This window comes from Komagataeibacter europaeus LMG 18890 (genome assembly GCF_000285295.1).
Classification (GTDB): domain Bacteria; phylum Pseudomonadota; class Alphaproteobacteria; order Acetobacterales; family Acetobacteraceae; genus Komagataeibacter; species Komagataeibacter europaeus.
Genome location: NZ_CADP01000001.1, coordinates 263,398 through 285,677, shown reverse-complemented (window position 1 = coordinate 285,677; position 22,280 = coordinate 263,398). Strand labels below are relative to the sequence as shown.

Genomic DNA, 22,280 nt, shown 5'->3' with positions numbered 1-22,280 from the left:
CACCCCATGCGGCCCAGATGCTGGCTTATGCGGGGATGTACCTGCGCATGCGCTCGTCCTTCGACACGACGCGTTGCCTCGACGCCTTTGACACCATGGCAAAGGCCCATCCCGCCGATATCACGTTCGAACAGACGCGTGCGCGTGACCAGATCGCCATTGGCCTTGCGGTCATGACCGCCGACAATTTCGACCGCTATGGCCAGACGGCGCAGGCGACGCAGGTGCTTGCCCCCGTGCTGCGCGCCCACCCGGATTCCGCCGAGGCCCACCTGGCCATGGGGCGTGTGTACCAGACCCGGAACATGGCCGCGCGCGCGCTGGAGGAGGACGAGATCGCGCTACGGCTGAAGCCCACCAACATCTATGCGCTGGCCGCCGCCGCGCGTGACGCCGGTGGCGCCCACCATCTGGCGCAGGCGAAGGGCTATGCCACACGGCTGGCCCAGGAAGATCCCGATGGCCCGATGAGCTGGGAAGTGCGATCCGACATCGAACGTATCGAGGGCAATTCACGCGCGCAGCTGGTGGATGTGGAACATGCCCGGCATACCCAGTGCAGTCTTGACGGGGAAGGCGAATGTGGCGGGCATGAAAGCTTCCTGCCCGATTACCGCTGGCCCTATATCGACAGCGAATACCTCGACCTGCATGGCGCGACCCTGCCCGCGAGCTACCATTACATCCCCGAGGATGACAGCCCCGAGGCGATGGACCGGCAGATCGTCTACCTGCGGGATTCCATTTCGCCGCAGTTCGACGCCAACACCTTCGTGCGCAGCCGAACGGGGATTGCGGGCCTGGGACAACTGACGGAATTCGCCATTCCCATCACCGCCACCCTGCCGTTTGAATCGTGGGAACACCGGCTGTCCTTTTCCGTGACGCCAACGCTGCTGTTTACGGGGGACCCGCTGGATAACGCCTATTCCGCCCACCAGTTCGGGACGGTCGCGGTCAATGGCGCGCAACCGTGGGGCTATCACCATTACTACACGCAGGGCGTGGGGCTGAGCCTGAATTACGTCAACCACTGGTTCTCGGCCGATGTAGGGTCTTCCCCGCTGGGCTTCCCCATCACCAATGTGGTGGGCGGGCTGGAATTCGCGCCACGCCTGACCCGTAACCTTGGCCTGCGCATAAGTGGCGGGCGACGCATGGTGACGGACAGCGAACTGTCCTATGCGGGTGAACGCGACCCGGGCACGGGCAAGCTGTGGGGCGGGGTGACGCGCCTGTTCGGCCATGGCGCGCTGGAATGGTCCGCGCCGGGGTGGAATGCATATGCGGGTGGCGGTTTCGCCTATCTCAGCGGGACCAACGTCATCGGCAATACCGAGACCGAGGCCGGTGCGGGCGGCAGCGCCACCGTATGGCAGTTCCATGACCGGCAGTGGCTGCGTGTCGGCCTTGACCTTATGTATTTCGGGTACAAGCGCAATGCCTACTTCTTTACATGGGGGCAGGGCGGATACTTCTCGCCCCGGCAGTATTACGGTGCCATGGTGCCGGTCGAATGGTCGGGACATGACAGGCGCTGGACATGGTTCCTGCGTGGGGAAGCGGGATACCAGTATTATCGCAGTAATGGCGAGCCATATTTCCCGACCAGCAATGTGTTGCAGGCAAAGGGCGATGAGAACCCGCCCAGCTATTATGGCGACGAGAGCGCAAGCGGCCTTGCGGGCAACGTGCGCGGGCGGCTTGTCTACCAGGTGGACCACCGGCTGCGTGTGGGGCTGGAAGGTGGTTACAGCCGTGCGGGCAGCTGGTCGGAGACCAGCGGCATGTGGATGGCGCACTATACCCTTGACGGCCAGTAACGCCATGATCCTTCAATGCCGGGACGCCAGCACGGTCCCATCACCTTTCGGGAACAGCATGACATGAAAACGCACAGACAGGTGGCAGTCTTCCTTGCGGCCATGACCGCGCCATCGCTTCTGGCGCAGGCGCAGGCGCAGGCGGCGGGATGCGGGCTGGCGGGGGGGGATACGGTGTGCATCCCCGCACCCGACCATGCGGGCGGGGGGCTGGACCGCGCACCCCGGCGTGATGACGACAGCCGCCGGGGTTATGGCGCAGGTGACCTGTGGCAGGCATCGGGCCGGGTATGGCGCGCGGTGTCGGTGGCGCCCGGTGATGCCCGGTGGGAAAATGTCGCGGTCCGCCTGCCGGGTGACGCATTCGGTTCCCACACCGTCTTTGCCGGCGGCCCGATGCGGCTGGTCAGTGGCTATGCCGGCCCTGCCCTTGATATCGAGACGGTGTCGGCTGGCCAGATGGTCACCACCACGCTGGCCATTGGTGGCGATGGCCGACTGGATACCGTGGCCCTGCAACGCGCGCTGTCCGCCCGCGATCCCGGTACGTTCGCAAATGTGGTGCGGGTGTATGACCAGTCCGGCCATGGCAACCACATTACGGCAACGCCGGACCATCATGTCGTCCATATCGGCGCGGTCAGGGTCGGGGGGATCGATACCCTGTCATGGGGTGAGGAAAACGGTGCTGGCGGCTTCGTGCTGCCGGAGGGGCTGAAGGTCGCGGCCGATGGCTTCTTCTTCGGGACCACCGGCACCTATGCCTCGTCCAATTCGGGCAATGCGGCCGTTCCCATGCCGGTCCTGCTGGGGCAGGCGGGCAGCGGGCGGGAATTCAAGGCCTTCATGGGCAGCTATACCCTTGACGGGTTTGTCCATGTTGCCGACACGCGCAGCCCCGACCTGCGTACCGACCTGGTCATTACCAGTTCGCCCGCGGCGACTGGCGTGGCGGCGGGACCCGGTGGCTACACGCTGCAGGCGGGCAATGCGCATGTCACCCTGCCGGGCATGTTGCCCGGTGGCACGCTGTCGGGCGGGTATATCGGCTATAATGCAGATGGCGGGCCATGGTTCGTGCAGGGGCGCAATACCGGGCAGTGGACCGGTATTGTCATAGCCGACCACGCCCCGACGACAGCGCAGACGCAGGACTTTGCCGCGTCTGCTGCGGTGGCAGGGGACTACATGCCGCAGTTGCGTGATGTCTTTGTCGCCATCGGTGACAGCCGGACCGAGGGATTCCGGGTGCATGATGGCCGGAACTGGCCGTACCTCATGCAGCGCTTCGCGCGTTACCAGAGTTATGATTTCGCGGTGTCGGGGGCTACGACGCGGCAGATGCTCGACATGCTGCCCGCTGCCGAGACCGTGGCTCGTGGCGCCGCGCGCAAGGTGGCCGTTGTCTTTGGCGGCTATAATGACCACCTGCCCGCCTACCATATCCCTGCTGCCGACACGGTGGGTAACCTGAAGCAGATTGTCAGTCGCCTGAAGGCGGCGGGTTATACCGTCGCCATCATTGACGAGGCCCAGACCGGCGGCTCCCCCCGTGCCGCCGTTCATGATGCGATCGCGAAGGGTACCATCGGTGCCGACATCACCATCGATCCCTTTGCCGCCGGGCAGCCCCTTGCCAACGTGCTTGACCATGAAACATGGGATCCCGATACGACGCATCCCAATCAGGCCGGGCATGAAGTAATGGCGAAGTATGTATGGGATCGCATCGGATCCCTGTTCAGTAAATAAATGCCGTCATGATGCGGGTATGGACGACGGACAGGCTGCGTCCATACCCGCCATGCCCGGAAACCGCGTGCTGGATGACCCTGTCCCGGGGCTTTTTGGAAAAAGCTTCACCAGAAAGTTCTGTTTTTCTGTCAGATGGCTGTCCAGATCAATAAAGCGCCCATGCCGGTACGGCATGGGCGGGGACACGGAGACAGGTCTGTTCAGAAAGGATGCGCCACGGCCTGCCGTGCAGGGGTCGTATCCATGGCCGGGGTCAGGTCCTGTGTTCGCGTGGCTGGCGCCTGCCGGTTGGCGGCCGGGGCCATTTTCGCGGCGCAGGCGGCATCGCCACGGGTCGCGACCTGAACGACGGGGGCGGCACGGCCATTGCTGGTGCTGGTCACGGTCTGGCTGCACGGGGCGCCATTGCTGTCCCATGATATGGTCGTGACACTCTGGTACATGCTGGCCTGTCCGTGACCGTCACGGGTATCAAGGGCAGGGGTGGGCAGGGCGGCCGCCGGGTTGGGCATGGCCTGGTCAATCAGGCGCATCATCCGCTGCTGCCGTGCTTCCATCTCGGCCAATTCGCGGTCCATCATCTGGTCGATCGCATCAAGCATTGGCGGGGCTTCCACCTGTCGGGGAACGATCACGCCCACCGGGTGCCCGCTGGCATCAATGACCGTAAGCGTTTGGGCCTGTGCCGGGCGTGTGGCAAGGCCACCACCCATCAGCATGGCGGCCAGCGCGCAGAACGCGCCTGTTCTGGCAGGTTTACAGATAGGCATTTTCCCAATCCTCCATCAGGAAAAACTCATGGGTACGGTTTTGCACGACCATGAAGGGTCCATGGCTGCATCACGATACGCGAAAGGCACAGGCCCTTCACCACCACGGGATGCATCCATGCATCAAAATATAGGGTCGGGAATGCGCCGCGACAATTACCTTCGTCATGTTGTATGGATCTTGTGGTGGATCAGAACCAGCTTCGAATGCCAAAGGTAAAACGTAATGCCCCCGTCTCCCCGTGCTGGTCATGCACGATCCGGCGGGCCTGCGTCAGATAGCCGGCATAGGATACCGCGACATAAGGCGCGAATTTGCGCCAGATTTCATAGCGCAGGCGCAATCCCGCATCGACATCCGACAGGCCCGCGCCAACCTGGCGTGCGGGATCGGATTTGGTATAGAGGTTGAATTCCGCCTGCGGCTGCAGGATCAGCCGGTTGGTCAGCAGGAAATCATAAGATCCTTCGATGCGGGTGGCGAACCGCCCCCGGTCGCTGACATAGGCGGTTGCCTGGAATTCGAATTCATACAGCGCCAGTCCCTGCACCCCCAGCGCGCCCCATGTACGTGTCGGCCCGTCGTCAATATCCGCGCGCACGCCACCCTGCACATTGAAATAGGGCGAGACCGCGCGGCTGTACAGCAGTTCATGGTCGCCATCATGCAGGCGGCCATGTTCCAGCGTCCCTTCGGTCTTGAGCCAGACCCGGTTGTAATCCGTGCCGTACCATGCCTCACCATCCCAGCGAAAATCCGAGCCGCCGGGGGCGTAACGCCCCTCGAACTCATCCAGAATGCCATGGAAATAACTGGCATGATCCATGACCGGCTTCATGTTGCCCAGATAAACGACCGGTGTCGACGACGGGGCGTCGGCCGCGCGGTAGGTCGGTTTCGTCGCCTGCGTTGTCGTGGCCGTGGTGGTGGAGGGAACCTGTGCCAGCGCAGGCATGTTCATGATGGTCACGATGGGGACCACCAGCAGAAGCGCGCGCCTCATGCCACGATCACCGTGCGGAACATGCCCAGTTCCATATGCAGCATCAGGTGACAGTGATAGGCCCACATGCCCGGCGCATCGACCGTGACAAGGTAGCTCAGCCGCGATCCCGGCTGGGAAATGATGGTGTGCTTGTAGGGACGGTGGTCACCCTGTCCGTTTTCCAGTTCGCTCCACATGCCATGCAGGTGAATGGGGTGTTCCATCATCGTGTCGTTGATGAGGGTGAAGCGCACCCGTTCGCCCAGTTTCAGACGGATCGGCCCGGATTCTGAAAACTTCCGGCCATTGAACCCCCATATGTAGCGTTCCATGTTGCCGGTCAGGTGCAGGATGATTTCACGCGATGGCGGGCGGGGGTCGGTACCGGGGCGGGTGGCGCGTAGCTGCCGGTAATCCAGCACGCGGCGGCCATTGTGTTCCAGCCCGTCACCGGGGCTGCCCAGACGGTCCACCGGCATTTTCGCGACATTCTGGTTTTCGACATTGATGGGTGGCGGACCCGGATCATCCACTTCCATGACCGGCGTCGCGGGCATGGCATGGTCCATGTGGTCCATGTCCATCTGTCCCATGTCCCCATGGTCCATGTCAGGCATGTGCATGCCACCCGTCCGGTCGTCTTTTTTCGTCATGCCGGGCATATCCATGCCCTTCATGTCCTCACCGGGTTTCATGTCACCCATTCCCATGTCGATCATGGTGCGCACCGGGCGTGGGTCCATGGGGGGGACGGGACCGGCCATGCCGGGCTGCGGGGCCAGCGTGCCACGGGCATAGCCGGTGCGGTCCTCGCTCTGGGCAAAAATCGTATAGGCCTGGCTGTCGCGTGGCTGGACGATCACGTCATAGGTTTCGGCCACGCCGATGCGGAATTCATCCACCGGCACGGGTTCGACATCATTGCCGTCAGCCTGGACCACCAGCATTTCCAGACCGGGTATGCGGATATCGAAAAACGTCATGGACGCGGCGTTGACAAACCGCAGCCGCACCCGCTCGCCGGGGCGGAACAGGCCGCTCCAGTTCATGTCGGGGGCATGGCCATTCAGCAGGTAGGTGTAGATGATGCCCGTGACATCGGAAATATCGGTCGCGGCCATGCGCATGCGCGACCATTGCAGCCGGTCCTTCAGCGCCGCGCCGATACTGCCCGCCGCACGCGCCTCACGCGGCAGGGACGCCAGCGTGCGCTGGCGGAAAACGTAGTAATCATCCTGCATCTTGAGGTTGCTGATCATGTCCATGGGCGACACGTCGGTCCATTCGGACAGTACGATGACATAATCCCGCGCGCATGCATGCGGGTCAGGACTGCGCGGGTCGATGACGATGGCACCGTACAGCCCCTGCGCTTCCTGCATGCCGGAATGGCTGTGGTACCAGTAGGTTCCGCCCTGCTGGACGGGAAAGCGATAGGTGAAGGTCTCACCAGGCGGGATGCCGGTAAAGCTCAGCCCCGGCACGCCATCCATATTGGCGGGCAGGCGGATGCCATGCCAGTGGATGGAGGTATCCTCGTCCCGCAGCGTGTTGGTGACGTTCAGGGTCACGGTATCCCCCTCCCGCCAGCGCAGGATGGGGCCGGGTACATTCCCCCCGATACAGGGAGCGTGCAGGACCTTGCGGTCGAGTTCGATACGTTGGCGGCCGACACGCAGGTTCCATGTCGCACTGGATGCGGCAGGGACCATGCCTGATGTGACGGGACTGGCGGAAGCGGGCAGGGGCATGGCGGCAAGCAGCCCGCCAGCCCCCAGACCCGTGACGAAACGGCGACGTGTCAGGCCGTCCCGTGTGCGAGAGGCATTGAACATGGGAAAAATTCCGGAAACAGGGCAGTCACATCCCGCCATCCCGATGGGATGGCGGGTACATCATACGCCTGATGGCGCGTGCATGTTCCGGGATTTGGGTGGCCGCATGGGGCGCAGCCAGTCACCGCCCGCCAGGCGGGCCTGCGGCGGTGACAGGTAGGATTGCGTGCCAGCCCCGGGTTGCGGGGGCAGCAGGGTGGCCGGTGGGGCCGGCATGTCGGTTGAACTGACATGGACATGGCAGCACTGGCCTTCCTTATGGTGCATGTGCGCCATGTGGGTCAGTTGTGCCGGTGTCATGCAATGGGGGGCGGTGGCGGCGGTGCAGGGCACCATCGCATCATGCGCCTGTGCGGTAGCGGGAAAGGATGCGACCAGCAGCCCGGTCTGCATCAGCAGCCAGGCCAGCAGGCCAATCCAGATCCGGCCATGTGTCCTGATCATTCAGGGCTCCCACGCACAGGCAAATCGCATAACAGAACGTGTCTGCATAATACCCACGGGGGGCATAAAGAAAAGTGTTTTTCCGCGTAATGGCGCAGGCATTACAGGACAGATGCCTGTTTTGCGCATGCAGGCATCAGGGGGTGTTCCAGAAACCCGCCCCTGCGCCATCATGCACATCATAAGGCAGTTTCTGGTGAAGCTTTTTTCAAAAAGCTTCGGGGTAACGCCGCCTTTTTGGAAAAGGGCGACACCGGGAAACTTTTATTTTCATCTGTCAGTCTTTTGTCAGCGGATCAGCTTGCGCACGATGCCCAGCATTTCCTCGATCGCTTCGTCCCCGCCATCATCCATGACCGACTGGCGCACGCAGCCTTTGGCGTGGGTGGACAGGATCTGGATGGCGACACCATCAAGCGCCGATTTCACCGCTGAAATCTGGGTCAGGATATCGACACAGTAACGGTCATCCTCGATCATGTTCAGCACGCCGCCCACCTGTCCTTCAATCCGGCGGACACGGTTGATCAGGGCCTTCTTGTGCGGCTGTTCCACTTTTTTGTCAGTGGGCGGGGCGCAATGCGCGCAGCCTGCCGGTTGTGTCGCCAGTTCTTCGTGCTTTGCCATGCGTGCCTTCGCCGTTTTTGTCCTGTCGCGTCCATATGGCTATCACAAGCCATTCCATGTGCCTACGCTGTGGCACTGCTCATATCCGTCCGCCGGGCTTCCAGCGGTTGAGCAGCAGGGAATTGCTGACAACCGATACCGAACTCATGGCCATGGCGGCCCCCGCCACGATCGGGTTGAGCAGCCCGAAGGCCGCCAGCGGCAGGCCAAGGATATTGTAGATGAAAGCGAAAAACAGGTTCTGCCGGATCTTGGACAGCGTGGCGCGCGACAGGGAAATGGCGTCCAGCACACTGGTCAGTTCGCTTTTCATCAACACGATATCCGCCGTGTCCAGCGCAATGGCCGCCCCCGCGCCAATGGCGAAGCCGACATCGGCAGCGGCCAGCGCCGGGGCATCATTGATCCCGTCCCCCACCATGCCGACCACGCCGCCCTGATCGTGGCAGGCCCTGACGGCCTGTGCCTTGTCACCAGGCAGGACGCCCGCCATGAAATCATCCACGCCAGCCTGTTTCGCCACGATGGCCGCGCTGCGCGGGTTGTCGCCCGTCAGCATCATGACGCGGATGCCTGCCGCCTTCAGTGCGCTTACGGTGCGTATGGCGTCGGGCCGCAGGCGGTCCGTCAGGGCGATATGGCCGACAGGATGGCCGCCTGCGGCAACTGCGATGACAGTCCGGCCTTCGTGTTCCAGCCTGGCCGTTACGGCATCATCGGGCGCCATGCCATGATCCGCCATGAAACGGGGGGAACCAAGGCATGCAGGCACGCCGTCAACCGTGGCCGTTACCCCCATGCCGGGCATGGCGCGAAAATCGCTTGCAGGCAGTGGTGACAGGCCCGCCGCCGTGGCGTGATCGACAATGGCGCGGGCCAGCGGGTGTTCGGAATCCTGCTCCAGTGCGCAGGCGATGCTGAGCAGCCTGCTGGCATCCACGCCCGGTGCGGGTACCACGTCACTGACGGTTGGCTGGCCTTCGGTCAGGGTGCCGGTCTTGTCCATGATGATGGTGGTCAGCTTCTGTGCGCGTTCCAGTGCATCCGCATTGCGGAACAGGATGCCGCAGCGCGCGCCCAGTCCCGTGCCCACCATGATGGCCGTGGGCGTTGCAAGCCCGAGAGAGCACGGGCAGGCGATGACCAGTACCGACACGGCGGAAACCAGGCTCCACGTCGCATTGCCCGTCACCAGCCAGCCGACCACGAACGTAACCAGTGCGATGGTGATGACCGTGGGCACGAAGATATTCGATATCCGGTCCACCAGTCGCTGTACGTGCGCCTTTGACCCCTGCGCCTGTTCAACCATTTTCACGATATGCGCCAGCGCCGTGTCATGCCCCACGCCGGTGGCGGTGGCGGTGGCCCGCAGCACGCCATTGGTATTGATGGTGCCGCCAAAGACTCGGGCCCCCGCCTGTTTCAGCACTGGCAGGCTTTCCCCCGTCAGCATGGCTTCGTTGACTTCGGATGTGCCTTCGCTCACCTGTCCATCAACCGGGATGCTTTCGCCGGGGCGCACCACGAATATATCCCCCAGCCGTACATCCGCCACGGGGCGGTCCACCATCGCGCCATTGACCAGAACATGCGCAAGCGACGGCTGCAGTTTCAGCAGGCTTTCCAGCCCCGCGCTGGTCCGGTCACGCGCACGGGCCTCCATAAGCCTGCCGAGCGAGATCAGGGTGATGATCGCGACACTGGCCTCGAAATACAGCGGCTGGTGCAGGTGGGCGATCACGACAGTTGCGCTGAAGACGTACGCGATGCTGGTCCCCATCACCACCAGCACGTCCATGTTCGCGCCACCACCCCGCACGGCATTCCACGCGCGCTGGTACAGATGCCGCGCGCCATAGAACTGCACCACGCCCGCCAGTACAAGCTGCAGCCAGCCGGGCATCATGTACATGGCGCCAAATGGCATCAGCACCATCTGCGCGAAAAACGGCAGCGACAGGGCCAGCAGCAGCAGGAAATGGGCGCGTTCCGCCCGCCATGCGGCAAGACGCCGGGCGTGCGTGTCATCCGGCGCGCTGTCATTTACCAGTGATGCGCCAAAACCGGCTTTTTCAATGCGGGCGATGAAGGTGTCCGCATCCGCAATGCCGGGTACGAATACGATATGCGCCCGTTCGGTGGCCAGGTTCACGCTGGCCTGTGTCAGGGGCAGGCGGTTGAGGATTTTTTCAATACGCGCGGCACACGCCGCGCAGGACATGCCGGTGATCGACAGGTCCACGCTGCTTTCATCCACCGTGAAACCGGCCTTGCGGATGGCGGCGACAACCGCATTGATCGTGGCGGCGGGCGTGTCCAGCACCACCTGCACGCGCCCGGTGGCGAAGTTGACGGATGCCTGCACGCCGTCCTGACGGTTGAGGATCTTTTCAATACGCGCGGCGCATGCGGCACATGACATGCCGCCCACGGGGAAACTCAGGGTCTGGGACACGGCGGTACTCCTTCGCGTACAGATCCTGATTTATACCCCCCTATGGTATTTTCAAGTCATGTGTGGCCGTGATCAGGCATGCAGTCCCGGTGCTTCCTGCCCGGTGCGCGCGACATATTCACTGTAGCCGCCATCATACTGGTGGATCCCGTCAGGGGTCAGTTCCAGCACCCGGTTGGACAGCGCGGACAGGAAATGCCGGTCGTGCGATACGAACAGCATCGTGCCCTCGTATTGGGCCAGCGCGTTGATGAGCATTTCCTTGGTTGCGATGTCCAGATGGTTGGTCGGTTCATCCAGCACCAGGAAATTGGGCGGGTCAAACAGCATCAGCGCCATCACCAGCCGCGCCTTTTCACCGCCCGACAGCACGCGGCAGCTTTTGTCCACCTCATCGCCCGAAAAGCCGAAGCTGCCCGCAAGTGCGCGCAGTGATCCCTGACTGGCCAGTGGAAAGGCGTCATCCAGCGTTTCGAACACCGTGCGGCTTTCATCCAGCAGGTCCATGGCGTGCTGGGCGAAATACCCCATCTTCACGCTGCCCCCCAGTGTTACCGTGCCGGCGTCGGGCTGTGTCGTGCCCGTCACCAGCTTGAGCAGCGTGGACTTGCCCGCGCCGTTGACGCCAAGGATGCAGCACCGCTCCCTGCGCCGCACCAGCAGGTCAAGGTTGTGGTAGATGATGCGTTCGCCATACCGCTTGTCCACGCCGCGCAACTTGACCACGTCCTCGCCCGATCGCGGGGCGGGCGGGAAATCGAAACTCAGCGCCTGCCGCCGCTTGGGTGGTTCGACACGGTCGATCTTTTCCAGCTTCTTTACACGGCTCTGCACCTGTGCCGCGTGGGAGGCTCGGGCCTTGAAGCGTTCGATGAAACTGATTTCCTTGGCCAGCGCCGCCTGCTGGCGGTCGAACTGCGCCTGCTGCTGCTTTTCGTTCTGGGCGCGCTGCTGTTCATAAAACTCGTAATCACCCGAAAAGCTGGTCAGGCTGCCGCCATCAATCTCGATCACCTTGTTGATGACACGGTTCATGAAAGCCCGGTCATGTGATGTCATGAGCAGCGCGCCATCATAACCCGCCAGGAACTGTTCCAGCCAGATCAGGCTTTCAAGGTCGAGATGGTTGCTCGGTTCATCCAGCAGCATGACATCGGGCCGCATGAGCAGGATGCGCGCCAGGGCCACGCGCATTTTCCACCCGCCCGAAAGCCGCCCCACATCGCCATCCATCATCTCCTGGCTGAAGCCAAGGCCGTGCAGCACCTCGCGCGCCCTGCTGTCCAGTGCGTAACCGCCCAGTTCCTCGAAACGGGCCTGTACCTCGCCAAAGCGTTCAAGGATGCTGTCAAGCTGGTCCATCTGCCCGGGATCGGCCATGGCGGCTTCCAGCGCAGACAGTTCGGCCGCGACCTCGGACACCGCGCCCGCGCCGTCCATGACTTCGGCCACGGCGCTGCGTCCGGCCATCTCGCCTACGTCCTGACTGAAAAAGCCGATGGTGGCCCCGCGATCGATCAGGATATTGCCCTCGTCAGGTTCGTCCTGTCCCGTGATCATGCGGAACAGGGTTGTCTTGCCCGCCCCGTTGGGTCCGACCAGACCGATCTTTTCCCCCTTCTGCAGGGCGGCCGAGGCTTCGATAAAGACCAGCCGCTGGCCATTATGCTTGGTGATGTTGTCTAGGCGAATCATGGAACCTCGGGCGGATGGGAATGCCCGCGCACTTAATACGAACGCGCACCGAGCGTAAACCATCACCCGGGCCATGCCGCCCTGTCCGCCTGTCACGACGCGGGCGGGCTTCCGGCATTGGCATAGGCATATTTCCCGCCCCGCAGCAGGGCGCGCTGATAGGCGGGACGGTCATGGATGCGGCGCAGGAATGCCGCCACGTGGGGCCGTCTGTCGGTGGCCCCGGCGCGTGCGGCGGCGGTCTCGAGGGGGAAGCTCATCTGGACGTCGGCCGCGGTAAAGTCCTGGCCCGCAAACCATTCATTTTCCGACAGGCTGCGTTCCCAGTAATCCATATGCAGCCTGACCTGCGGGTTGATGAGCCGTGACTGCGCCCCGCAGGCGATCAGGAAGGCGAAGGGGCGCAGCAGCATGGGCGCGCGCCTGGGCAGCAGCCCGAATATCAGCTTGAGCAGCAGCGGCGGCATGGCGGACCCTTCCGCATAATGCAGCCAGTATATGAACCGGATGTATTCGGGCGTGTCCCGCGCGGGCGCCAGTCGGCCATTGCCATATTTATCAATGATGTATTCGATGATCGCCCCGCTTTCGGCCAGCGTCACGTTGCCATCCGTATCCGTTATGACCGGGGCCTTGCCCAGCGGGTGAATGGTGCGCAGGGATTTGGGGGCCATCATGGTCCTGGGGTCGCGTTTGTAAAACCGGATGTCGTAGGGAATTTCCAGCTCCTCCAGCAGCCACAGGATCCGTTGGGAACGTGAATTGTCCAGATGATGCACGGTAATCATGATACGCGGTCCTTCCATTTGGCAGGCGGCCCCGCCCGGCAGGCCCGTTGTTACGGACAGCCAGCGGCACTGGAATAACGTGCCGGTCAGGGCGATGCCTATGTTCTGCTAAGCAGCGCCCATGGCTTTGGTTCCCCTGCCATTGCACACGAAAAAAGGCATGTCCCCGCGACCGGTCGGGGCGGGAGGCATGCCTTCTGTCACGATGACACAGGAAATGGCGGGATCGTTCAGGCTGCGTGGTCAAGCAGACGATGCAGGCAGGCGGCCAGCACGACCGCCTCGTTATGCTGCGTGTCACGCGCGCCATACAGCAGGGTCACGGGACCGGCGCGCGCCATGTCCAGTAACTGCCGCACCGGCTGGGGATTTGCCTGCAGTTCCGCGATATAGCGTTCCCGGAACCCGTCCCACCGGGCCGGATCATGGCCGAACCACTGCCGCAGGGCGGTGCTGGGGGCGATGTCCTTCAGCCATATGGTCAGGTCGGCGCATTGCCTGCTGACCCCGCGGGGCCACAGCCTGTCCACCAGCACGCGGCTGCCATCATCGGGCTCGGGCGGGTCATAGACCCGCCTGACGTGAATGGTGTGCGCCATGCCTATCCGACCAGTGTCGCATCGGCCGCCGAACCGAAGAATTCGAAACGGATCTGGCTTTCGGGCACGCCACCGGCCTTCAGCGTGGCTATGGCATCACGCATGAAGCCGTCGGGGCCGCAGATATAATATGTCGCGGTCCGGTCGATTTCCCGTGCAAGCCATGTCGGTGTCATGCGGCCTGCATGGGTGGTGACGCCCGTGGCGTCCTGTGCCGCCTGCGGTGTCGCGCGGCTGTAGAACAGGTCGGCGCGCAGCATGCCCCTTGCCGCAAGATCGCGGATATAGGGGCCAAAGGCTTCCGTTGCGGGCGTGCGGGTTGTGTGGATGTAACGCACGCCCCTGGCCGCACCCGCACCCAGCGCGCCCAGCATGGATATGAAGGGCGTCAGGCCAGACCCTGCGCTGAGGAATACGATGGGTGCGGCAACCGGGTTGCCCAGCGTGAAATCACCCGCCGGGGCGGAAACCTGCAGTACCGTACCTTCGTGCACGCTGTCATGCAGCCAGTCGGATACCACGCCATTGTCGATGCGACGGACGCTGATGCGGTAGGACTGTGAACCGGGTGCGGAAGAAATGCTGTAATTCCGCCGTTCCGAGCCATATCCCGGCACGTCGAGGCGAAAGCTGAGATACTGCCCCGGCACATGGCGCATGACGGGCCTGCCATTTTCGGGCGTCAGTTCAAACGACGTGACGGTTTCGCTTTCCGCCACGCGGCGGCTGACGCGGAAGGGACGCCAGCCGACCCAGCCACCCGGTGCTGCGGCATGGGCCACGTAAATCTGTTCTTCCCGTCCGATCAGGATTTCAGCCAGGAACCAGTAGGCCTTGCCCCATGCCTCCATGATTTCGGGGGTTGCCGCATCCCCCAGAACATGGGCGATGGCACCCAGCAGGGCATCGGCAACATAGGGATAATGTTCAGGCAGGATGTTCAGCCCGACATGCTTTTCCGCAATGCGTTCGACCGCACCGGCCATGGCGCCAAGGTTGTCGATGTTGCGGGCATAGGCCAGCACCGCAAGCGCCAGCGCCCTTGGCTGTTCCCCATCCTTCTGGTGCGAAATGTTGAACAGGTCGCGGATGTCCGGATTGGCCAGCAGGCGGCGATACATTTCCGTCGTGATCGCCAGGCCGTGCGCTTCCAGCGCGGGTACGCAGGCCTTGATGATGCTGCGGGTCTTGTCATCCAGGGGCGATGCCATGTTCGGGTCCTTTAAGATGTATAATAAAAACATCTTTAATGCCTGTTAAAAAGATGTCAACGATGCATATCTTTATTGGCGCACATATCCCTCATGCACGATCCGTATTGCTGGCGCGCACGGGGTCGCGTTCGGGTGCTGGTGTAATTGACAGTGATAATAAATCGCATAACATGCGCGCGTTATTGGAGTGTGCCGTATGCGTTACCTAACCGTTCTGTCATGTGTCGGGCTTGCGGCACTCCTGCCTGCACCGGCGGCAAGGGCGATGGATCCCGTACACCTGGAGGTAAAGGATCACCATTTCACCCCCGACCACATCACGGTTCCGGCGGGCCAGCGTTTCCTGATCGTGCTGGACAACCATGACGACACGACGGATGAATTCGAAAGCTACGACCTGAAATTTGAGAAGATCGTGGTCTCCGGCGGCACGATCACCGTTCATGCGGGACCGCTGCATCACGGCACCTACAAATTCTTTGACGACTATCACCCCGATCAGGCGACGGGCACCGTCACCGTGACACAGGAGCCCTGAGAATGCTGGGAAGTCTGCTGATCGTCTTTCGTGAGGTCATGGAAGCGGGTCTGATTGTCGGGATCGTGCTGGCGGCGACACAGGGCATTCCGGGGCGCGGGCGCTGGGTTGCCGGTGGCATTGCGGCGGGTGTTGCGGGGGCTGCGATCGTGGCCGTATTCGCGGGCAGCCTGTCCGCGGCCCTGTCGGGCAACGGGCAGGACGTATTTTCTGCCACGATCCTGTGCATCGCGGTGCTGATGCTGGGCTGGCATACGGTGTGGATGACCCGTCACGGGCGCGAAATGGCGGGTGAGATGAAGACGCTGGGGGCGGAGGTCGTATCCGGTGAACGCTCGCTGGCCGCCATGTCCGTCGTCGTCGCCGTGGCGGTGCTGCGCGAAGGGGTGGAGGTCGTGCTGTTCCTGTATGGCATCGCGGTCTCGACCCATTCCGGACCAGCGGCCATGCTGACGGGGGGCGCGCTGGGCATTGCGGCGGGGGCGGCGCTGTCGTGGCTGCTGTACCGGGGGCTGATCGTCATTCCGCTCAGCCGCCTGTTCAGCGTGACGGGACTGCTGATCGCCTTTCTGGCGGCGGGCATGGCCAGCCAGGCGGCGGGCCTGCTGGCGGGGGACGACCTGATCCCCGCCCTTGGCTATGAGGTATGGGATACATCGTGGCTGCTGTCCGATGGCAGCATGGTGGGGCGTGCGGCCAAGGCGCTGCTGGGCTATTCCGACCGGCCCATGGGGGTGCAGGTCATCACATGGGCGGTGACGCTGGCGACCATGATCATCGCGACCCGCCTTGTGCGCAGGCGGCCTGCCGCCCGTGCCTGATGGGGCGCCGCCTAGCCGCGCAGGGCAAGGCGGCCGATGGCGGGATCATCGGTAAAGAAGCCATCCAGCCCCATATCCAGATAATGCCGGATTTCCGCGATTGATCCCTGCGGGTTGCGCGCATTGTCCCCCGCGCCATTGCGCAGGTGGACGGGCAGGAAGTGGTTTTCGGGCCGGAAGGTATAGGAATGCACCAGCAGGCCGGCACGGTGCGCATCATCGATCAGCGATGTCGGCGCAAGCCATGCGCCGGTTGCGTCACGCGGTATGATGTCCGCATTGGACGGGCCGATCACGTCCGCATAATCCCGCACGTGGCGCAGGCCCTCAGCCGTCATGAGATCACCAAAGGTGAGCGGTGTGGCGGTGCCCGCCGTGTCGGGAACATGTTCCGTGCGTTCGCCCATCAGCAGCATCAGGCGCGCCTGTGTGTTGATGGCCTGCACCCGGCCGTGCAGCAGGCGCAGGGGGCTGATTTCAAAGGACTGGACCTCCAGCGGGCAGTAGCGGGTGTATTCGTGCGCTGCGATGGTGCGCACGAACGTCTCTTCCGGTGCAAAGCCAAGCTGGTGGAAATGCGTGGCGTTCTTGATTTCCGGGATCAGGCCGATCATGCGCCCGCGGGTTGCGGCTTCGGCGGCAACGAAATCGATGATTTCCTCGAAGGTCGGAATGTCAAAATGCCCGTCATAACGCGTGTTGGCCGCGCGTATGTCGGGCAGGCGTTCGCGCGCACGCAGGGTCTTGAGTTCGGCCAGCGTGAAATCCGTGGTGAACCATCCGGTTTCGCTTGCGCCGTCAATGGTCTGCGTGCGGCGGCGCGTGGCGAATTCCGGGCGGCTGGCGACATCCGTGGTGCCGGTAATATGGCTTTCATGACGGGCGACCAGCACGCCATCTTTTGTGGGTACAAGGTCGGGTTCGATATAATCCGCGCCATCCGCGATCGCCCTGGCATAGGCGGCCAGCGTGTGTTCGGGCCGCAGGGCAGACGCGCCACGATGCGCCATGACGCAGGGCAGGGGGGCAAGTGAGGGGGCGGCGAAAGCCCGGCGTGCCGTCATGGTCGCCATGCCTGACAGGGCGCCTGTCATAATCAGTCTGCGTGTCAGCATGAATCCTGTTCCGGCCTGTTGCGGGGACAACAGTCAGGGAAGATCACGCGCGGTGCAATGGGATTTGCAATGCCACCGGGCCGGGGCCCATCTGGGTATCCGGTCGGGAATTTCCGCGTCGCCAGTATCAGGGTAGGGGAGTATTGTTCCGGCAGATGGATTCCGGTTGCCTGCAAGGCTTCGCGTATTTCCGGTTCCTGAATGAATAAATGATACCGGCACGGCAATACATGGAAATGCGTATTGCGGGAATGCAGTTCTCTTGTCATGGGAAAGTAATTATGCACGGCATGTGCATGTTTGTCATGTGCTGCCCGGTATTGTTCCCGCCCCGGTGGCATCCTGCGTGGGATGGCATAAATGATATGTGATCGACTTTGCAGTGCGTGACGTATTTAACGGGGGCAGATGTCTTTACAAAACATGTCTGTATAGCGGTTTCGCCGCTTTTACTCGCTGAACGTGAATCTGCTATACGTTAATATGGGAGTATAAAAGGTTGCAGACCCGGCGTGAGTGGCGGTATCGGTGATGGCATTATTGCATCCCGCACGGTCATGCCTGTTTTCCGGCATTCCTGCTGGACCAACATGCATGAGAGGCGACGCCAGATGGCTGCAGACCAGCCCAGTTTTCCCACCAGTATCCACCTGTCCACCCCCAATGCCATACGGATGAACCGCGCATTGCGCATGTCGCGTCGCGATGTGCTGCTGGGTGCGATGGGGGCCGCCGCCGTGGTGCTTGGCGCGGGCCGGGGCATTGCCGCCACCCCTGATGCAGGGGCGCAGGATGAAGTCGCGCCGCTGTTCCTTGCGCTCTCGCGCCGTCTGACCGACCGTGACGTGCTGGATGAACGTATCAGCAGCGCGCTGTACGCCCGCATCATTAAGGCAACGCCCGAACGCCGTGACCAGATGCAGAAGCTGCATGACCTGATGGCGGGCGGTAAATTCGACAGCGCCCGCGAACTGGCCAGGGCCGCGGAACACAGCGATGTCGCGTTCAAGGATGTCATTCATGACATCATGACGGCATGGTACCGTGGTGTCGCCGATGAAAAGGTGGTTGTGTACCGATCCGCGCTGATGTTCGACATCACCAAGGATGCCATCTATCCCAAGACCTATGCTGCGGGCGGGCCGTTCTACTGGACCCAGACCCCACCGGAAGTGGCCGTTCCAACTGGCGAGCCTGCCCTTTCGCCTTCGAAATTCGTTGTAGAACCCACCTGATATCCGGAGCATCCCCCATGCCTTCCGAACAAGACCTTTCCGCAGACGTCGTGATCGTCGGATCCGGCGTCGCTGGCAGTTCCATTGCCAATGAACTGGCGCGCGCGGGTATTTCCGTCATCGTGCTGGAAGCCGGCCCCCGTGTCGACCGCCAGCATTTTGTCGATAATTTCCGCAACCTGGAAAACAAGCCCTCCTATCAGGGGCCCTTTCCCTGCGTGCCCTGGGCCGAACATCCGCCCAACCAGATAACGCCCAACAAGTACCTGCACACGACCGGGCCGGATGCCGAAGCCTACCAGCAGGTCTACCTGCGCATGATGGGTGGCACGACATGGCACTGGGCCGGGTGCGCATGGCGTTACCTGCCGTCGGACTTTGAACTGAAGACCCGTTATGGACAGGGCCGTGACTGGGCGCTGAAATATGACGATCTCGAACCGTTCTATTACCAGGCCGAGGTCATGATGGGCGTCTGTGGCCCGGACCCGGCGGTGGAAGACCTCGGTTCGCCACGCAGGCAGCCCTATCCGATGGATGCGCTGCCCATTTCCTATGCCGCGGAGCAGTTTCGCAACCTGATCCGTGAAAAGACCCCGTATCGCGTCGTGCATGAACCGCAGGCCCGCAACACGCGGCCCTATGACAACCGCCCGACCTGCGAGGGACATAACAACTGCATGCCGATCTGCCCCATCGGGGCGATGTATAACGGCAGCTATTCCGTCTATCATGCCGAGGCGGCGGGTGCGAAGTTCGTCCCCAACGCGGTGGTGTACCGGATTGAACGTGACAGCGCGAACAAGCGTGTCACCGCCGTGCATTATTACGATCCCGAGAAGGGATCGCACCGTGTGACCGGCAAGTATTTCGTCATTGCGGCGCACTGCATCGAAACCGCGAAGCTCATGCTGTACTCGGCCGATGAACAGAGCCCCGACGGCATCGCCAACAGTTCCGGCCATGTCGGTCGCAACATGATGGACCATACCGGCGTGCAGGTCACGTTCATCAGTGGTGACAAGGCGCTGTGGCCCGGCCGTGGCCCGCTTGAAACCAACGTGATCGACAATTTCCGTGATGGGAACTGGCGCAATGAACGCGGCGCGTACCTGGTGCATATGGTTGATGACAACCAGGTGGACCTTGCAACCGCGCTTGCCATTTCCAAGGGGTATGTCGGCAGGGAACTGGAGGAGCAGATCCGCTATCTTGCTTCCCATACCGTGCGGCTGTTCAGCCATAACGAAGGGCTGGCCGATCCCGACAACCGGCTGACCCTGAGTGCCACATACAAGGACGCGCTGGGCATTCCCCACCCGGAAGTCTATTACAAGCTGCCTGAATATACGGTGAAAAGCTGCGAACATACCCGTGGCCTGTTCAAGGACCTGATCGGTCTCATGCATGGCACGGATGAACAGTGGACACCGGGTTACTTCCCGCAGGATCATCCCGCCGGCAGTACCATCATGGGCACCGACCCCAAGGATTCCGTGGTTGACGGCTTCTGTCGCACACACGACCACGAAAACCTGTTCATCGCGAGTTCGTCCGTTTTCTCATCGGTCGGAACCGGCAACATCACCCTGACGGTCGCAGCACTTGCCTTGCGTGTTGCCGATACACTTAAAAAAGAACTGACCCATGCCTGACGTTAAACGCAAGATCCTGTGGTCGGTTCTGGTCACGGGTACTGCCCTTGCTTCCCTGTCCGCAATGCCTGCGCGGGCGGATGACCCTGCGGGGACTCCGCCGGCGGCTCCAGCGGCCCCGGCAGCCGCCGCACCGGCCGCCCCTTCGGCGGACCTTCTGGCGCGTGGCGAATATATCGCGACGGCCGGTGACTGTGTCGCCTGTCATACCGCGCCGGGTGGCAAGGCCTTTGCCGGGGGGCTGCGCATTACCACGCCCATGGGTGATGTCGTTTCGACCAACATTACGCCCGACCCCGACCATGGCATCGGAAAATATACCGAAGATGATTTTGAAAAGGCCGTGCGCCATGGCATCCGCCGCGATGGCAGCCGCCTTTATCCCGCAATGCCGTACGTGTCCTATTCCGGCATGACGGATGATGATGTGAAGGCCATGTATGTCTGGTTCATGCATGGGGTGAAGCCGGTTGCCGTAACGCCGCCGGTGACGGAATTGAACTTCCCCGCCAATCTGCGCATCACCATGGCGGTGTGGAACCTTGTCGCGGGCAGTGTCTCGCCCGAAACCGGGGATTCCGCCACGTATGACAAGATGCGTCGTGGCAGGTACCTGGCCAATGCGCTTGAACATTGTGGCACCTGCCATACGCCGCGCAACATGATGCTGAGCGAGGAGCAGGACAGCTACCTTGCCGGTGCGCCGCTTCTGGGCTGGTATGCGCCCAACATCACGTCGAGCAAGACAAGCGGCATCGGTACCTGGAGCGAGGATAATCTCGTCACCTATCTCAAGACCGGTCATGTCGCGGGTCTGAGCCAGGCCGCAGGGCCGATGGGTGAGGCGGTTGAACACAGCACCAGCCACCTGACCGATGATGACCTGCATGCCCTTGCCGCCTACATCCTTCAGGTCCCGGCCAAGGAAGATGAGGCGGAACATAGTCCCCGTGCGCAGTTCGGGCAGGCGCTTGATGTGCCGGATATCCGTTCGGGCGAACTGACACGGATCGACAAGCTTGATGAAATGACCGGCCCGCATATTTATGATGCGAACTGTGCCGCCTGTCATGGTGGTGACGGGGCGGGCACCAGTGACCATTACGCGCCGTCGCTGTTCCATAATTCGGTTGTGGGGTCCGCGCATCCGGATGACCTGATCATGACGGTCCTGAACGGTGTGGACCGGACAGCCGGCGGCCTGCATGCCTACATGCCCGGCTTTGACCATGGTTCCGACGTGCAGCGGCTGAGCAATACCGAGATCGCGGCCCTGGTCAATTACGTGACCTCCACGTTTGGCAGCGGCGACCATGGGGTGACGCCGGACCAGGTTGAAAAGATGCGCAAGCAGCTTCCCAAGACGCCGTAACATGATACGAAATCCCGACAGGCCTAACGCCGCATGATATGGCGCAAGGGCTGTCGGGATTTTTTGTTCGGTTATGCCCGTCATCAGGCACGGTTATTTATAATGTTTCCCGATCTGATCGAGAGGCTGTTTCAAAAGCTTCCCATCATGATATCCGGCAGATCATAAAGAAGCTTTTGGCGCAGCTTTTTTCAGGAAGCTTCAGGAAACGTCGCCTTTTCCTGAAAATCCAAAAGGCAGGTTCCTGTTATCTGCCGTAAAAAAACATTGCCCTGACCCACACATCGCGCGATCCACGCGGAAATCATACGGCAATACAGGACTGCCCCTGACAGTCTGATTGCGGGTTGTTGCTTTGTACATGATGCATGGCGCCACCCCAGGATGCGCATGAACCATGTATTTCATGGGTCTGGAGGTGTCCGTTTTTTATGTAACTGGATAAGTTTTACATAAAATGGAAATGGATGGTTATTCTGTATTGTAAATCAACAGGGAAATTAAGATGTCTGGCAAAAGGAAGCCAGACAGGCCACCGGCTGCCTTGCGG

18 protein-coding genes are annotated in these 22,280 nt (G+C 62.0%); 7 read left to right on the top strand and 11 right to left on the bottom strand.

The features are described from left to right. Positions 1–17 precede the first annotated feature (17 nt). Positions 18–1,823, top strand: coding sequence for a cellulose synthase subunit BcsC-related outer membrane protein (locus GEU01_RS26640; protein ID WP_232272377.1), 1,806 nt, complete (start codon positions 18–20; stop codon positions 1,821–1,823). 15 nt (positions 1,824–1,838) lie between these two features. Then, a complete protein-coding gene (locus GEU01_RS01395) occupies positions 1,839–3,575 on the top strand; it encodes an SGNH/GDSL hydrolase family protein (protein WP_019084638.1) in 1,737 nt (578 codons plus the stop codon). Positions 3,576–3,778: 203 nt separating this feature from the next. On the opposite strand, the gene GEU01_RS01390 is transcribed toward GEU01_RS01395, so the two are convergent. From GEU01_RS01390 to hmpA, 10 genes are all read right to left on the bottom strand, one after another. Further along, complete coding sequence (locus GEU01_RS01390; RefSeq protein WP_232272375.1) at positions 3,779–4,348, bottom strand: hypothetical protein; 570 nt, start codon at positions 4,346–4,348, stop codon at positions 3,779–3,781. A gap of 191 nt (positions 4,349–4,539) precedes the next feature. Continuing rightward, positions 4,540–5,352 (bottom strand): copper resistance protein B, encoded by an 813-nt coding sequence (locus tag GEU01_RS01385; protein ID WP_019084636.1) that lies wholly within the window; start codon positions 5,350–5,352, stop codon positions 4,540–4,542. Next, the gene (locus GEU01_RS01380; protein WP_019084635.1) at positions 5,349–7,169 is read right to left on the bottom strand and encodes a copper resistance system multicopper oxidase; all 1,821 of its coding nucleotides are present in this window, start codon (positions 7,167–7,169) and stop codon (positions 5,349–5,351) included. The genes GEU01_RS01385 and GEU01_RS01380 overlap by 4 nt, the downstream gene beginning before the upstream one ends. A 60-nt stretch (positions 7,170–7,229) precedes the next feature. After that, positions 7,230–7,613 (bottom strand): hypothetical protein, encoded by a 384-nt coding sequence (locus tag GEU01_RS01375; protein ID WP_019084634.1) that lies wholly within the window; start codon positions 7,611–7,613, stop codon positions 7,230–7,232. A gap of 288 nt (positions 7,614–7,901) precedes the next feature. After that, the gene (locus tag GEU01_RS01370) at positions 7,902–8,240 is read right to left on the bottom strand and encodes a metal-sensitive transcriptional regulator (protein ID WP_010506923.1); all 339 of its coding nucleotides are present in this window, start codon (positions 8,238–8,240) and stop codon (positions 7,902–7,904) included. 79 nt (positions 8,241–8,319) lie between these two features. Continuing rightward, a complete protein-coding gene (locus GEU01_RS01365; protein ID WP_019084633.1) occupies positions 8,320–10,698 on the bottom strand; it encodes a heavy metal translocating P-type ATPase in 2,379 nt (792 codons plus the stop codon). A 72-nt stretch (positions 10,699–10,770) separates the two neighbouring features. After that, positions 10,771–12,393, bottom strand: coding sequence for an ABC-F family ATP-binding cassette domain-containing protein (locus GEU01_RS01360; RefSeq protein WP_010506919.1), 1,623 nt, complete (start codon positions 12,391–12,393; stop codon positions 10,771–10,773). A 92-nt stretch (positions 12,394–12,485) separates the two neighbouring features. After that, the gene (locus GEU01_RS01355; protein WP_026018397.1) at positions 12,486–13,181 is read right to left on the bottom strand and encodes a glutathione S-transferase family protein; all 696 of its coding nucleotides are present in this window, start codon (positions 13,179–13,181) and stop codon (positions 12,486–12,488) included. Positions 13,182–13,411: 230 nt separating this feature from the next. Further along, positions 13,412–13,780: a DUF488 domain-containing protein gene (locus tag GEU01_RS01350; protein WP_019084631.1), complete on the bottom strand. Its 369-nt coding sequence runs from the start codon at positions 13,778–13,780 to the stop codon at positions 13,412–13,414. 2 nt (positions 13,781–13,782) lie between these two features. Then, positions 13,783–14,991, bottom strand: a complete 1,209-nt coding sequence (gene hmpA / locus GEU01_RS01345; RefSeq protein ID WP_019084630.1) for an NO-inducible flavohemoprotein — start codon at positions 14,989–14,991, stop codon at positions 13,783–13,785. A gap of 199 nt (positions 14,992–15,190) precedes the next feature. Here hmpA and GEU01_RS22180 point away from each other — a divergent pair, with 199 nt between their 5' ends. Together GEU01_RS22180 and GEU01_RS01335 are read left to right on the top strand one after the other, a co-directional pair. After that, on the top strand, positions 15,191–15,532 hold the full coding sequence (locus GEU01_RS22180; protein ID WP_026018396.1) for a cupredoxin domain-containing protein: 342 nt from the start codon (positions 15,191–15,193) through the stop codon (positions 15,530–15,532). A gap of 2 nt (positions 15,533–15,534) precedes the next feature. Continuing rightward, positions 15,535–16,353, top strand: a complete 819-nt coding sequence (locus GEU01_RS01335; protein WP_019084628.1) for an FTR1 family iron permease — start codon at positions 15,535–15,537, stop codon at positions 16,351–16,353. Positions 16,354–16,364: 11 nt separating this feature from the next. On the opposite strand, the gene GEU01_RS01330 is transcribed toward GEU01_RS01335, so the two are convergent. Continuing rightward, positions 16,365–17,468, bottom strand: a complete 1,104-nt coding sequence (locus GEU01_RS01330) for a glycerophosphodiester phosphodiesterase family protein (protein ID WP_019084627.1) — start codon at positions 17,466–17,468, stop codon at positions 16,365–16,367. Between the two features lie 512 nt (positions 17,469–17,980). Between GEU01_RS01330 and GEU01_RS01320 the strand changes: the two genes are divergently transcribed. Genes GEU01_RS01320 through GEU01_RS01310 form a run of 3 tightly spaced genes read left to right on the top strand, consistent with a single transcriptional unit; the run spans position 17,981 to position 21,730 of the window. Further along, positions 17,981–18,703 carry a sorbitol dehydrogenase family protein gene (locus GEU01_RS01320; RefSeq protein ID WP_019084626.1) on the top strand — a complete coding sequence of 241 codons (723 nt, stop codon included), beginning with the start codon at positions 17,981–17,983 and terminating at the stop codon, positions 18,701–18,703. Between the two features lie 17 nt (positions 18,704–18,720). Beyond that, complete coding sequence (locus GEU01_RS01315) at positions 18,721–20,358, top strand: GMC family oxidoreductase (protein WP_010506903.1); 1,638 nt, start codon at positions 18,721–18,723, stop codon at positions 20,356–20,358. Continuing rightward, entirely contained in the window at positions 20,351–21,730 is a 1,380-nt protein-coding gene (locus GEU01_RS01310) for a c-type cytochrome (RefSeq protein WP_019084625.1), read from the top strand. The genes GEU01_RS01315 and GEU01_RS01310 overlap by 8 nt, the downstream gene beginning before the upstream one ends. Positions 21,731–22,280: the final 550 nt, after the last annotated feature.

Coding starts and splice junctions, on each gene's coding strand:
- GEU01_RS01330 (WP_019084627.1), bottom strand. CDS start 17,468: ATGCTGACACGCAGACTGATTATGACAGGCGCCCTGTCAGGCATGGCG.
- GEU01_RS01335 (WP_019084628.1), top strand. CDS start 15,535: ATGCTGGGAAGTCTGCTGATCGTCTTTCGTGAGGTCATGGAAGCGGGT.
- GEU01_RS01390 (WP_232272375.1), bottom strand. CDS start 4,348: ATGCCTATCTGTAAACCTGCCAGAACAGGCGCGTTCTGCGCGCTGGCC.
- GEU01_RS01380 (WP_019084635.1), bottom strand. CDS start 7,169: ATGTTCAATGCCTCTCGCACACGGGACGGCCTGACACGTCGCCGTTTC.
- GEU01_RS01360 (WP_010506919.1), bottom strand. CDS start 12,393: ATGATTCGCCTAGACAACATCACCAAGCATAATGGCCAGCGGCTGGTC.
- GEU01_RS01370 (WP_010506923.1), bottom strand. CDS start 8,240: ATGGCAAAGCACGAAGAACTGGCGACACAACCGGCAGGCTGCGCGCAT.
- GEU01_RS26640 (WP_232272377.1), top strand. CDS start 18: ATGCTGGCTTATGCGGGGATGTACCTGCGCATGCGCTCGTCCTTCGAC.
- GEU01_RS01310 (WP_019084625.1), top strand. CDS start 20,351: ATGCCTGACGTTAAACGCAAGATCCTGTGGTCGGTTCTGGTCACGGGT.
- GEU01_RS01315 (WP_010506903.1), top strand. CDS start 18,721: ATGCCTTCCGAACAAGACCTTTCCGCAGACGTCGTGATCGTCGGATCC.
- GEU01_RS22180 (WP_026018396.1), top strand. CDS start 15,191: ATGCGTTACCTAACCGTTCTGTCATGTGTCGGGCTTGCGGCACTCCTG.
- GEU01_RS01395 (WP_019084638.1), top strand. CDS start 1,839: ATGCCGGGACGCCAGCACGGTCCCATCACCTTTCGGGAACAGCATGAC.
- GEU01_RS01350 (WP_019084631.1), bottom strand. CDS start 13,780: ATGGCGCACACCATTCACGTCAGGCGGGTCTATGACCCGCCCGAGCCC.
- GEU01_RS01375 (WP_019084634.1), bottom strand. CDS start 7,613: ATGATCAGGACACATGGCCGGATCTGGATTGGCCTGCTGGCCTGGCTG.
- GEU01_RS01385 (WP_019084636.1), bottom strand. CDS start 5,352: ATGAGGCGCGCGCTTCTGCTGGTGGTCCCCATCGTGACCATCATGAAC.
- GEU01_RS01355 (WP_026018397.1), bottom strand. CDS start 13,181: ATGATTACCGTGCATCATCTGGACAATTCACGTTCCCAACGGATCCTG.
- hmpA (WP_019084630.1), bottom strand. CDS start 14,991: ATGGCATCGCCCCTGGATGACAAGACCCGCAGCATCATCAAGGCCTGC.